The 13,341-nt window shown below is 26.6% G+C and carries 11 protein-coding genes; all 11 read left to right on the top strand.

The window, feature by feature from the left end; all coding sequences use genetic code 11:
* The first annotated feature begins 11 nt into the window (after positions 1 to 11).
* Positions 12 to 1,001 carry a pilus assembly protein PilM gene (gene pilM, locus CM240_RS06580; RefSeq protein WP_044037587.1) on the top strand — a complete coding sequence of 330 codons (990 nt, stop codon included), beginning with the start codon at positions 12 to 14 and terminating at the stop codon, positions 999 to 1,001.
* Between the two features lie 2 nt (positions 1,002 to 1,003).
* On the top strand, positions 1,004 to 1,549 hold the full coding sequence (locus CM240_RS06575; RefSeq protein ID WP_044037585.1) for a PilN domain-containing protein: 546 nt from the start codon (positions 1,004 to 1,006) through the stop codon (positions 1,547 to 1,549).
* Positions 1,536 to 2,198 (top strand): type IV pilus inner membrane component PilO, encoded by a 663-nt coding sequence (locus CM240_RS06570; protein ID WP_044037583.1) that lies wholly within the window; start codon positions 1,536 to 1,538, stop codon positions 2,196 to 2,198. The genes CM240_RS06575 and CM240_RS06570 overlap by 14 nt, the downstream gene beginning before the upstream one ends.
* A complete protein-coding gene (locus CM240_RS06565) occupies positions 2,191 to 2,655 on the top strand; it encodes a PulJ/GspJ family protein (RefSeq protein WP_044037581.1) in 465 nt (154 codons plus the stop codon). The genes CM240_RS06570 and CM240_RS06565 overlap by 8 nt, the downstream gene beginning before the upstream one ends.
* Before the next feature lie 5 nt (positions 2,656 to 2,660).
* Entirely contained in the window at positions 2,661 to 3,260 is a 600-nt protein-coding gene (locus CM240_RS06560; protein ID WP_044037579.1) for a PilW family protein, read from the top strand.
* On the top strand, positions 3,247 to 4,320 hold the full coding sequence (locus CM240_RS06555) for a hypothetical protein (RefSeq protein WP_044037578.1): 1,074 nt from the start codon (positions 3,247 to 3,249) through the stop codon (positions 4,318 to 4,320). The genes CM240_RS06560 and CM240_RS06555 overlap by 14 nt, the downstream gene beginning before the upstream one ends.
* A 27-nt stretch (positions 4,321 to 4,347) precedes the next feature.
* The gene (locus CM240_RS06550) at positions 4,348 to 5,400 is read left to right on the top strand and encodes a hypothetical protein (RefSeq protein WP_044037576.1); all 1,053 of its coding nucleotides are present in this window, start codon (positions 4,348 to 4,350) and stop codon (positions 5,398 to 5,400) included.
* Positions 5,401 to 5,472: 72 nt separating this feature from the next.
* Entirely contained in the window at positions 5,473 to 5,973 is a 501-nt protein-coding gene (locus tag CM240_RS06545; protein ID WP_044037575.1) for a hypothetical protein, read from the top strand.
* A 154-nt stretch (positions 5,974 to 6,127) separates the two neighbouring features.
* The gene (locus CM240_RS06540) at positions 6,128 to 7,885 is read left to right on the top strand and encodes a helicase-related protein (protein WP_044037573.1); all 1,758 of its coding nucleotides are present in this window, start codon (positions 6,128 to 6,130) and stop codon (positions 7,883 to 7,885) included.
* 34 nt (positions 7,886 to 7,919) lie between these two features.
* On the top strand, positions 7,920 to 11,060 hold the full coding sequence (locus tag CM240_RS06535) for a DEAD/DEAH box helicase (protein WP_051483733.1): 3,141 nt from the start codon (positions 7,920 to 7,922) through the stop codon (positions 11,058 to 11,060).
* Between the two features lie 368 nt (positions 11,061 to 11,428).
* Positions 11,429 to 13,237, top strand: a complete 1,809-nt coding sequence (gene glmS / locus CM240_RS06530) for a glutamine--fructose-6-phosphate transaminase (isomerizing) (RefSeq protein ID WP_044037571.1) — start codon at positions 11,429 to 11,431, stop codon at positions 13,235 to 13,237.
* Positions 13,238 to 13,341 lie beyond the last annotated feature (104 nt).

Raw genomic sequence — 13,341 nt, 5'->3', positions numbered from 1 at the left:
GGGAAATTATTGTGGCGAAGAAACAGGTATCTGTAGAATTAGGAAATACTTATGCTCATGTAATTGTTGGAAGTAAAAACAACATAAGTGATTATGGGACAATTACAGTTCATGAAGATCAAATACGTAATAAGGAAAATTTATTTTGTCAAAGAGAAGTCATTTCAGCATTAGGAAAATGGCTAAATAGAAACAGAATAAGAGAAAGTGATATATCATTTATCATTCAAGGTTCAGATATAATAACTAGATATATCGAAGTCCCAGTTATGAAAGATAAACTTTTAAAGGAAGCTATAGAATATGAATTAAGTCAGTTTATTCCTGAAATGGACAGGTACTACACAGATTACGAAATACTTGAAAAATGTCAGCAAGATAAAAAGAATCAAGTATATAGATTATTGTTAGTAGCAGCTCCAAAAGAAAAAATGGATAAGTTTATGGAGTTAGTTTCTATTCTTAATATGAATGTGAAAACAATAGATATCTTATCAAATAGCATGGCAAGAGTAATTAAAAACGGTCCAATATCTAAAGCGGTAGAAGATGTAGGAGTGTTTAATTTTGGTGCAAGAAGTTCTAATTTTTTTATTATGGAAGAAGGAATGTTAAAACTGGAAAGAACACTGATATTTGGTACAGATAATCTTACAAAAGATGTAGAGTTTGGAGCGAAAGAAGGATATATTTTAGGTGAAAAATTAGAGGATATATTTTATAAATATCCTAAAGTTAAAACTAATTTAGATAATGCTTTAAATATAATAGCAAAGACAATTCAATTCTATAATAGTGGGAAAAGAGATAAGAAATTAAGTAGAATAATAATTATTTCAGAGTTTGTATTAATAGATAATTTAATGAAATATATGGAGAGTTATTTTGGTACCGAATGTGTTCTTGTTAGAAAAACGGAAGATCTAGGAGTAAAAATAAAGATAAAAGAAAGCTTTCATAGGTATATAGGTGCTTATGGAATGTTCTTAAGGAGGGATTAAATATGATAAAGCAATTAAATTTAAATCCTGAAGTAATAAATAAGTCTTTAAAAGTTAATGCATTAGATAAAAAATTAAAACAAGCTTTAGTATCAACTGTATTAGTAGTAGCTTTGGTATCAGTAGCTGCACTAGGGATTAATCTTTTTATTATAGCTAAAATTAAGGTGTTGGAGATAAGTGCCAATAAATATGATGATGTTATACAAGAAAATAAAAAATTAACAGCAGAAACTAATAAGATGAATAGTTTTATATCACAAATTGATAGTATTAAAAGTACAAAAACAAATGTAAGTAAGATTTTAAAAGAAGTTAGTGGATGTATACCAAATGGTGGGTCAATAGATTCATATAATATTGATGATGGTAAAAGTATAAAATTAAGTTATTCTACAAAGGAATATGATGATATTACTAAGTTTATGAAAAATGTAGAAGATACAGATTTCTTTGAGTCAATAAATATAAGTTCTATTAGTTCTGATAGCAATGGGTTCAAAGCTTCTGTGGAAATAGAGGTGAGTTCTAAAAATGGAGAAGAATAACAAAAAACAAGGGCTTTCAAGTTATTTTAAGAATTTAAGTGATAAAGATAAAATCATTTTATGTGTAACATCAATAATAATCGTAACAGTAATCTCTTTTAAATTTATCTTGATGCCAAGTATGTCTAATTTTACATATAATAAGGAGAAATTGTCGTATTTAAAAGGAGAAACTAATAATTATAAATTATATGAGCAAAAAAATGAAGATATGAACAGTAAAATGCCACAATTAGAAGCTGAATACGAAAAAGCCTTAAAAAAATTACCTGATAAGGATAATATAAGACAACTTTTAGAAGATATAAAGAAATTAGCAATAAATAATTCATTAGAGATTAAATCGATAAGTATAACTAAAGAAGATGAAAAGAATAGTTTTAAGGAAGAGTCTTTTTCAGAAAATGAAAGTAATGATACTGTAGAAACTAATACTAGTAATTTAAATCTTAATAAAAATATATTTACACTTAACCTTACTGGAGGAGAGGGTGATACTCGTAATTTTATTGAGGATGTAGAAGATTATGAAAGAATATTAGATATAGCCTCTGTAAGTACTCAAAAATCAAATGATATTGTAACTCTAAATATTCAAATTAAATTTTATAATACAAATAACAATGAGGAGATATCAAGTAATGAATAGTAATATGTCTTCTAAAAATAAAAAAAAAGGTTTTACATTAGTTGAAATTATGGCAGCCATGGCTATTTTTCTAATTTTATCTTTGTCAATTGGAAATTTGCTTACTTCTTCAGCTAAAATAGAAAATAAATCTAATAATAGATTGGAAAATATCAATTATGTTAAAGCAGTGATGGATATTTTCGATGTAAAAAGAGGAGATGGGACTGACAATGAAACTATAAGTAATGATCGGTTTAATTATTTTTTAAATAATGGCGTTGTTACTATTAGTTTTGATAATATGGATGAATTGGAAAAAAAGATACTTGGAACGTATACTGGGACAGATGGAACTACTTATTCAGCAATTATAAAAGTATCAAATAAGGAGTCTAATATATATAAAGTTGAAGCCACTGTAAAAGATAATGAAAAAGGTAATGAAGTGGATAAGAAAATTTATATAAGTAGGTGATGAAAATGAAAAAGAGAGGATTTACATTGGTAGAATTAATAGCTGCAATGTCAATTTTCACAATGGTCTCTCTTATGGTATCTACATTATTTTTACAAAGTTACAAATCAGCTTATAAAAATAGAGATTATGGCATTATAGAAGATAATATAAGATCTATTTCTATGGATATCGATAACTTGATAGAAAAAGAAGAGTGTAAGGTAATTGTTTATGAGGATGGGAAGATTGCAAAGATAGAAGGGGACGATGGATATATTAAGCCCATTTTTGCAATCATACCTAGTGATGAAGAGAAAAATAAAGTAATTTATTTTTATAAAGGAGAAAACACTGCTCTAGAAGCTACAGAATTTAAGTTAGTTGATGATGTTAATAAATTATATTCTGAGGATACTATAGGTTCTGATGGGGGATTTGTAATAAAAGAAATTTCTAGAACCACAAAGATAAATAGTTTAGAAAGTGTTTCAGCAGAAAGAACTGAGAAGCAAATGCTTAGTATAAATTTTTATGGTGTTAAAGAAGGACAAGCATATAGAGAAAAGTATTCACTACTTGTAAATTTAAGAAAGAATGAGGAAATTCAAGTTGAAATGTCTTAATTTAAATTTTAAGAGGAAAAAAGGTTCAGCTATGATGATGGTATTAGTATTATCTTCAGCAATAATTATTGTGGCAGCATCTATGTTGAATACCTTAACTAAAACTATGCAATTAAACGATCAGTATAATAAAAATGATGATATGAAGCTAGCAGCGGAATCTGCAAATAATATTGCAAAAGCACAATTGATAAAGAATATAAATGATGTTAATGGTGATGTTATATATTTAAGTGAATTACGACAATCTTATGATTTCACAGATAAAGTAAAAGGGTTAGTGGGGGATGATGGTCTAAGTTATTCAGTAGAAGCAACTTTAGATACTGAAAGTAGTCAGTATAAAATAAAGACTATTGTAACAGATAGCAAAGGAAATTCAGTAGAAGATGTTGAAACAGTAAAAATTAATATGAATATAGGCCCTGGAATTTCTCCTATTATTGATGAGAAAAAAGCATTATCATTACTTTTAGAAGATGGAACACTTTCAGTTAAAGCAACAGAATTAGGTGCAATCCCTAGTCAGCTTTCAGAAGTTCCTACAGATATATGGTATGTACAAGCAAAAACTATTGATTTGAATAGTGAAACTAATGTATATATTCCTAAAAATACTATTGTTGGTAGTAATGTTAATGGATATAGCGATGGGGATTTGATTTCAAATTCTGGAGTAAGAAAAACATATGCAATGTCATATCAAATTTCTTTAGAAGAAAACGGGTTTCCTTTTAAAGATAATGAAGAAGTAGAAGAATTATTAGATATTACAGGTCAATCTGTAGTAGGATACACGAAAAAATTTAATAATGGAGTAAAAGTGGTAGTGGTTAATGGAAATATTAATGTGGTAGGACATGAGGCAAATCTAGAAGATACTATAATATATGCAGCAGGAAAACTTAGAATTGGTACTGTATATATAAAAATGAATAACTCTATGTTAGTAGCAGGACAAGACTTAGAACTAGTGCCATATTCATTAACTATAAAAAATAATCCAAGTTATGATAATCCCGATGCAATAAAGGAATTCTTGGTGAGATATACAAGATAAAGGGAAAATAAATGGGGGAAGAGAAAAATGAGAAAATGGTTGAAAAAGAAAAAAGGATCAACTATGATGACTGTATTAGTTATATCTATAGTGATGATTTTTATTGTAGGAGTGCTATTGACTACATTAGTTAAGACGAATACATATAATCAGAAATATAATACAAATAATGATATTGAAGCGGCAAGTAAATCAGGATTAAATATAGGAAGATCAGAGTTACAAAAAGAGATCGAAAAATTAAAAGGGACAGTTGAAGAAGTTGATGATCTTCCAGAAGAATATATTTTTGATGATAAAGTAAGAGAAGTAGTTGGAAATGATCAATATACATATTCAGTTATTGCAAAATTAGATAAAAACAAAGCTATGTATAAGTTGACATCTATTGCTACAGATGAAAAAGGTGTATCAATGGAAGAAACACAAAATATATATTTAAATCTTAATTATAAAAGCGATATAGCTTCTTTAGTGGGAAAAATGAACGTTTTTTCTGTATTAGGTAGCGATGTACCATCTATAACTATTACAACAACTACTGCACTTAATGAATCTAAGGTACCTAATGATATATGGTATGTGGAATCTTTAGAAACAGACTTAAATAACAAATCTTACATTAATATAAATAATAATGTTTATAGTGATGAATTTGTTAATGATTATAAAGAAGAAAATAGTAAGATTGAAATTAAAGATATTGATGACTGTAAAAAAGGTGTATGGAATAGTGCACTAAATATGCTTATTGATGATGCTCATCAAAGCTTAGAAATATATTCTGGAGATGGTTCTGGAGATATTATTGGATATAGAAAGAAGATTAATGGAGTTACTGTGGTTTTGCTCAATGGAGATTTGGAAATAACTGATGGTTCTTATCAGTTTAGTGATACTATTTTATATGTTACTGGAAGTATAAAAATAACATGTCAAGATTTAAGATTAAGTAATACTATGTTTATAGTAGGGGAAAATTTAAATTTAGATACAGTATGTATTAGAATAAATTCAAAACCTAATTACTCCAATATGGATGAGATTCAAGAGTTTATACGTACATATATAAAAGAATAAATTACCAAGCATCGAAATATTTTAATTCTCTACTATCATAATGAATATTGTATAGATTATTGTATTAAGCAAATGAAAAAAACAAATATTGATCTTAATAGTAAAGATAATGTAGATATTATTAGAAATAGTATTAGTGGTAGATATCAAAATGGATATTCAGGAGGAAAAAGAATAGAAAATACTGGTGTAAGAAATTCAAGCCCTACTGTTTTTCAGATTAGTAGGGCAGATGATTTTAATTTTAGCAGCAATGTATTACCAATTTACTATTCATTATCAAGAGATCCTGTAGGATATACAAAAAAGTTTACTAATGGTGTGAAAGTTGTTCTGATAAATGGAGATTTATTATTTCAAGAAGATTCTGAACTACAAATTGATAATACGATAATATATTCTAGTGGAAGGATATATGATTTTTCGCCAAAATCAGTAATAATAAATAATAGTATGCTGATAGCAGGTAAATCTATAGATTTATTTCCAGAATTACTTACAATAAAAAATAATCCAGATTATACAAATGTGGAAGAGATTAAAGGCTTTATACATGAGTATACTAAAAAGTAGATTATATACATCATTATTTTTAATAATGTAGGATATGAATATATTTCATATCCTACATTTTTTTATGCAAGTATAAAAAAATAAAAACTTAATAATATTTAGATAATCTACTATAATAATAATAAGATATAAATATATATTTTGGAGGTGTTTCATGAAAAAGAATACATTTCAAAGAGAATTTAAAAAGTTAAAAAGTCAAATTAATAATATAGAAGAAATTGTATATCATTCTAAAGTTGGTGCACTAATAGAGCATGAAACTGCAGTAAGAAAAAAAATAATTGAGCTTAATACTATGAAAAATGAATCGCTAAAGGGATTTGATGATGTATATATTAGGTATGAAGAATTATTACATTATATATCTGAAAAATTATTAGACAATTACAATAAAAAGAATGAAACTTCGTTTAAATATGAAGATGTAATAAAAGATAACAATAATTTACTTATCAATTCTGGAATACTTACAGTATTAATAAAAAAGCATATTCCTAAGTTAGTAGAGGAAGAATTTGAAAAGAACTTTCCTAAAAATCCTAAAGATGAATATATATTAGCAAGAAAGTTAAAAAGAAAATTCATAGTTCACTTAGGAGATACCAATACAGGTAAAACCTATAATGCTATGAAAAAATTAAAACAAGAAAAAAACTCTATATATTTATCTCCCTTAAGAATACTTGCACTTGAGAATTTTGAAATGTTAAATAAGGAAGGCATAGTTTGTGATTTGCTTACTGGTGAAGAAGAAATACGAAATGATGGAGCAACTCATATTTGTTGTACTATAGAGCGTGCAGATTTAAGTAAGGAATATAATGTAGCAGTAATTGATGAGATACAGATGATAGGTGATAGTCAAAGGGGCGCTGCTTGGAGTAGAGCACTTCTGGGTTTAAGAGCAAAAGAAATACATATTTGTGGTGCATTAAATACAAAAAATCTAATTAAAAAGATATTAGAAGATTGTGAAGATAATTATGAAATAATTGAGTATAAAAGAGAAATTCCGTTAATTGTAGAAAAAAGAAATTTTTCTTATAAGGAAGTTACTGATGGAGATGCTATTGTAGTATTTTCAAAAAAAAGAGTTTTAGAAATTGCAGAGAATTATTCTAATGAAGGAATAAAAACTAGTATAATTTATGGAGATTTGCCTCCGGAAGTAAGAAAAAAACAGTATGAGCAATTTATTAATAATGAAACTAAGATACTAATTACTACTGATGCTATAGGGATGGGTGTAAATCTTCCAATAAGAAGAATTATATTTTTAAATATAAAGAAATTTGATGGAAGGGATGTAAGATTTTTAACTTCACAAGAGGTTAAACAAATAGCTGGTAGGGCAGGTAGAAAAGGTAAATATGATAATGGTTATGTAGCTACAGTTAAAGATAATCAAGATTTTATTGAAGAAAAATTAACTGAAGATGATTTGATTATTAAAGAGGCAGTAATAGGCCCTTCAGAAGCTATACTTAATATTAAAGAGATACCATTAAATGAGAAGCTTGCGTTATGGAGCAGTAGAGAAGAAAAAATAAAATATTATAAGAAGATGGATATTTCAGATTACTTATTTATATTAGAAAAGATAAAAAGATACAAGTTAGATGAAATAGATCAATGGAATTTATTAAAGGTTCCTTTTGATGTAAGTAAAGAAGAATTATTAGAAACATTTATTTTTTATGTAGAACAATTATTTATAGAAAAACTAGATGAAATATCAAAACCAGAATGTTATGAAGGGGCATTATATGATTTAGAGATATATTATCAAAAAATCAATATGTATTATTCATTTTGTAAGATATTTGGGTTATCATATGATATGGAATGGATAAGTTCAGAAAGAAATAGAGTAAGTGATGATATAAATGATATATTATTAAGAATATAAGGATTATTTATAAAATGAATTTAAGGTGAATTAAGTGAATGATATTAAGATAGGAAATATTAGAAAAAAAGCTATATTAGAGAATATAAATAAGGGATATTATTTTTATAAAAGAGATCATGTTTTTGATTTTTGGGAAAGAGAAGTAGATGAATTTAGTAGAAGATTATCCTGTTATGTAGCTTCTGAAAATTTTGATGAATATTTAATTAATTTTGTTGTAGATAAAGGTGATAATCTCTTAGAAGGTCAGTGCACTTGTCCTTACAAGGTGAAAACAAATGATAATTGTAAGCATGTAGTAGCAGCTTATTTATACTATTTAAACGAAGTTGCAAAATCTAAAGAGAGTTATGAAAACTTATCTGTTATGAGAAAATTTCTTAACTCAATAAAAGAGGATGAGCCTGAGAGTATCGTAAAGTTTGATATTATAATAGCAGAAGTAAATAAAGAAGTAAGAGGATATTTTAAAATTGGTAAAAATAAAAAATATGTTATAAGGCAATTTAAAAATTTTATCTTTGATTTAGAAAATAGCGAAGAAATAGTTTTCGGTAAAGAATTTACATGGAAAAAAAATCATCATGGTTTCAATCCTACAGATAGAAGAATTATTAAAATACTACATCAGTATATTGAAGATGAAAATTTTAATGAAAAAACTACGGAAGGAAAGTACTTTATATTTAATAGAACGATAATTAAAGATATTATTGAGCTATTGAAATATAAAGAGTTTTACATTGAAGAAGAAAATAGATTAGTTAAAGGGGATATAGTTTATGATGATATTGCTTTAGAATTTATATGTAAAAACATTAACGGAAATTTATCATTGACTATAGAGAAAATGCCAATCTCCATAGATGAGTCCAATATATATTTATATGATGATAAGTTATACGTTACAACTATAGATTTTCATGAGCTTTATTCAGAAATCAAGAGTTTATTTGGTGATAACAATTATATTATTATAGAAGATGAAGATAAGGATGATTTTTTTAAATATGGTTTTAGTAGATTCAATTCTTTAGGAAGGGTAACATTAGAAAATACCTTAGAGAATATAATAATAGACGAGCCACTTAGAACTGAATTTTATTTTGATAAAGAAGAGAGAAATGTAGTACTAACAGTATTTTTTAATTATAAAAATATAAGAATAAATCCATTTAGAGAAGATTACAAAGAGGCTGTTATTCGAGATATAAAAAAAGAAAATAGAATTTTAAGAGAAATTTATAAATTAGGATTTATAAAAAATGATAATAATCTTTTATTGAAAAGTGATAAGGATATATTAAATTTACAAATTAATGGTATAGAAGTGTTAAAAGAATTTGGAGAAATATATTATTCAGAAGCTTTTAAAAAGATGGAAGTTAATTCAATCAAAGTTAAGACAATGCTTTCATTAAATGATGATGGGTGGTTAAATTTTTCTTTTGGTGTTGATAATTATGATAGTATTGAATTAAGAAATATACTTGAATCTATAAGAGTTAATAAAAAGTTTTATAGAGCTAAAGATGGAAGTTTTTTATCTTTAGAAAGTGAAGATATAAAAAAGTTATCACATGTAATTGAAGTTTTGGATATAAATAATAGTGACATAGATAAAGGCAATGTTCTATTAAATAAATATCATAGTTTGTATTTAAAAGATATGTTTATTAATAAATTAGATAAGTCTATAGAAAACTTATTAAATGATGTTGAGAATTTTAACTTAAATGATTTTAAGTTAGAGGAAAATGTTAATTATAAATTAAGATATTATCAAATAGAGGGTGTTAAATGGCTTTCTACATTATATCAATATAAATTTGGTGGAATTCTAGCTGATGAAATGGGTTTAGGAAAGACAATACAAACAATTGCATTCATACAAAATGTTATAAAAAAGGGAAATAATCAATGCAATCTAATAGTATGTCCAACATCATTAATTTTTAATTGGGTTCAAGAAATAAATAAGTTTGCACCAGAATTAAAGGTTAGTTGTTTATATGGTGATAGAGAGAAAAGAAGTAATTTAGTAGAAAGTATTGATTCTTCACATATCATAATAACTTCATATTCAATTTTGAAAAGAGATATAGAGTTATTATCAAAAATAAATTTTAATCTATGTATATTAGATGAAGCACAGGCAATAAAAAATTCATCATCTATTACTTGGAAATGTGCAAAAAAAATTAATGCTAAATGTAGATTTGCATTAACTGGAACTCCTATTGAAAATTCATTAATAGAATTATGGGCAATCTTTGACTTCATAATGCCTGGATTTTTATCAAATGAAAAGAAATTTAGAGAACAATTTCAGATTCCAATAATGATAGAGAATGATAAAAAATTATTAAAAGAGTTACAAGATAAAATAGTGCCATTTATATTAAGAAGAAAGAAAAAGGATGTATTGGGAGAATTACCAAATAAAATAGAGAGAAAAGTTATAGTAGATTTAAATGATGAACAAAAAAAGATATACACTTCATTAGTTAATTCTATTAATGAGGAGATTGATAATAATTCTGATAAATCTAATTTAGGGAAAACAAAAATATTAATTTTAAGTACTCTTACAAAATTGAGACAAATTTGTTGTGATCCTAGCAGTATAATTGAGGGATATAATGGCGGAAGCAGTAAAATAGATATATTAATAGATATATTAGATAAATCAATAGATGATGGACACAAGATATTAGTATTTTCTCAATTCACATCTATACTTAAAAATGTGCGGAAAATTTTAGAAAATTTAGATATTAAATCGATGTATCTTGATGGTGAAATAAAAGCCAAGACAAGAATAGAAATGGTTGATGAATTCAATAAAAGTAATATACCTGTATTTTTAATTTCTCTAAAAGCAGGAGGTTCAGGACTTAATTTAACTTCAGCAGATATAGTTATACATTTGGATCCATGGTGGAATCCTGCAGTAGAAAATCAAGCTACTGATAGAGCTCATAGAATTGGGCAGGAAAATGTTGTAGAAGTGATTAAATTGATTTCTAAGGGCACAATTGAAGAAAAAATATATAATCTTCAAGAAAAGAAAAAAATGTTGATAAGTGATGTTATTGATGGTGAAGAGATGGATAGATCAATAATTACGTCTATGTCATTGGAGGATATAAAAAATATATTTAAAATATAACATAATGGTAGTAAAAATGTAAAAATACAACTTAACAATATGGTAGTAAAAATGTAAAAATACAACTTAACAATCAGGAAACTGTAAAGGCGTTATTGAATACTAAAAATATATATGTTAAAATACATAAGTATCTTAAATATATGAACTAATATTAAGGATTAAGTATATAATAGCGCCAGAACTTATTTGTAAGTTGACGAGGATGGGGAGTATCGAATATTCGGCGGATGTCCCACGGTATCACACTACCGAAAAAGATTGGCAAAACTAGAAAGTGATTTTTAGAACAAATTCAATCGGGTGTGTCCTTTCTTTTTAGTTTTATTTTTAAGTACAAAAAATTAAATTAAGGAGAAGATATATTTATGTGTGGAATTGTTGGATATTTAGGAAAGAGACCAGTTACAGATGTTTTAGTTAACGGATTATCAAATCTTCAATACAGAGGATATGATTCAGCTGGTGTAGCAGTAGTAAATGAAAATTGTATATCTATTGTAAAAAAAGAAGGAAAACTTGAAAATTTGGAGTCAGCTTTAGAGAGCACGCCAGTTAGTGGATGTGTTGGTATTGCTCATACAAGATGGGCTACTCATGGAAAACCTAGTGATATAAACTCACATCCTCATTATAACGCTGATAAAACTATAGCTGTAGTGCATAATGGTATTATAGAAAACTATAAAGAGTTAAAAGCTTTTTTAGCTGAAAAAGGATATGAGTTTTATTCTGATACTGATACAGAAGTTATACCAAAACTTATAGATTATCTTTATGAAGATAATATTGAAACTGCTGTGATGAAGGCTACAGATATGTTAAAAGGTAGTTATGCTTTAGGAGTTGTATCTTCTAAAGATAATAACAAATTAGTAGGTGTTAGAAAGCAAAGTCCATTAATAGTTGGAATAGGAGAAAATGAAAACTTTATAGCTTCAGATATCCCAGCTATTTTAGACTATACTACTGATGTATATTTATTAGATGACAATGAATTTGTAATAATTACAGATGAAGGAATAAAGATTGTAGATAGAAATAACAATGTAATAGAAAAAGCTATTTATAAAGTGGATTGGAAAAAAGAAAATGTTAGTAAAGGAAATTATGAGCATTATATGCTAAAAGAAATTCATGAGCAACCAGAAGTTACTAAAAATACTTTAGATTCTGTTATTGATCAAAACACTGGATTCTTTAGAAAAATTACTTTTGACAAAGAGATGTTAAGTAATATAAATAGAATTTATTTAGTAGGATGCGGAACTGCTTATCATGCTGGTTTAAGTGGTAAAATGGCAATAGAGACGTTAGCACGTATTCCAGTTGAAACAGATGTAGCTTCTGAATTTAGATATAGAAATCCAATAGTAGACTCAAATACTTTAGTAATTGTAATAAGTCAATCTGGAGAAACTGCAGATACTCTTGAAGCTGTAAGAAAGTGGAAGGGCAAAGCAGCTGCAGTTATTGGAATAACTAATGTTATTGGATCATCTGTATCTAGAGAGTGTGATAAAGTATTTTATACTAGAGCAGGAGCCGAAATTTCTGTTGCATCAACAAAAGCATATGTTGCACAATTAACTTTATTATATTTAGTTGCTATAGAGATGGCATACACTAAAGGAATTTTAACTGAAGAAGAATCAAAAGAGTATATAAGTAAATTATATCAATTACCTAAATCAATAGAAACAATTCTTGATTCTGAAGATAGAATTGCTGCTTTAGCAGAAGAATTAAAAGATGAACAATCATTAATTTTCTTGGGAAGAGATTATGATTATCCAGTGGCTTTAGAAGGAGCCTTAAAGGTAAAGGAAATAACTTATATTAATTGTACAGGATATGCAGCTGGAGAGTTAAAGCATGGACCGATTGCTCTAGTTGAAAAAGGTACAAAAATAATTGCAGTATGTGGATCAATGAGAATTGAAGAAAAAACACATTCTAATTTAAGAGAAGTTATGACTAGAGGTGCGGAAATTTACTGTGTTTCATCTACTGAGCATAAGGAATTTACTAATATAGTAATTTCGGAAACAATAGATTTATTTACACCTATACTAACTGTTGTACCACTTCAATTATTATCATATTATATAGCAAAGCATAAGGGACTTAACGTAGATATGCCAAGAAATCTTGCCAAGTCAGTAACAGTGGAATAACAATTAGACTGTAGCATAATAAATAACAGTATGCTACAGTCTTTCTTTTATAATGTCTTAAAGATTTATCATTTATTCATCGTATTTGAATCAATTTTTCATAA

Origin of the sequence: Clostridium bornimense (assembly GCF_000577895.1) — a bacterium.
Lineage (GTDB): Bacteria > Bacillota > Clostridia > Clostridiales > Clostridiaceae > Clostridium_AN > Clostridium_AN bornimense.
The sequence above is the reverse complement of the archived record's forward strand: the minus strand, read 5'-3'. Positions and strand labels throughout refer to the sequence as shown.

What these genes read in the sequence shown, in the direction of transcription:
- CM240_RS06575 (WP_044037585.1), top strand. Translation starts at nt 1,004, where the DNA reads ATGATAAAGCAATTAAATTTAAATCCTGAAGTAATAAATAAGTCTTTA.
- CM240_RS06570 (WP_044037583.1), top strand. Translation starts at nt 1,536, where the DNA reads ATGGAGAAGAATAACAAAAAACAAGGGCTTTCAAGTTATTTTAAGAAT.
- CM240_RS06565 (WP_044037581.1), top strand. Translation starts at nt 2,191, where the DNA reads ATGAATAGTAATATGTCTTCTAAAAATAAAAAAAAAGGTTTTACATTA.
- CM240_RS06560 (WP_044037579.1), top strand. Translation starts at nt 2,661, where the DNA reads ATGAAAAAGAGAGGATTTACATTGGTAGAATTAATAGCTGCAATGTCA.
- CM240_RS06550 (WP_044037576.1), top strand. Translation starts at nt 4,348, where the DNA reads ATGAGAAAATGGTTGAAAAAGAAAAAAGGATCAACTATGATGACTGTA.
- CM240_RS06545 (WP_044037575.1), top strand. Translation starts at nt 5,473, where the DNA reads ATGAAAAAAACAAATATTGATCTTAATAGTAAAGATAATGTAGATATT.
- CM240_RS06540 (WP_044037573.1), top strand. Translation starts at nt 6,128, where the DNA reads ATGAAAAAGAATACATTTCAAAGAGAATTTAAAAAGTTAAAAAGTCAA.
- glmS (WP_044037571.1), top strand. Translation starts at nt 11,429, where the DNA reads ATGTGTGGAATTGTTGGATATTTAGGAAAGAGACCAGTTACAGATGTT.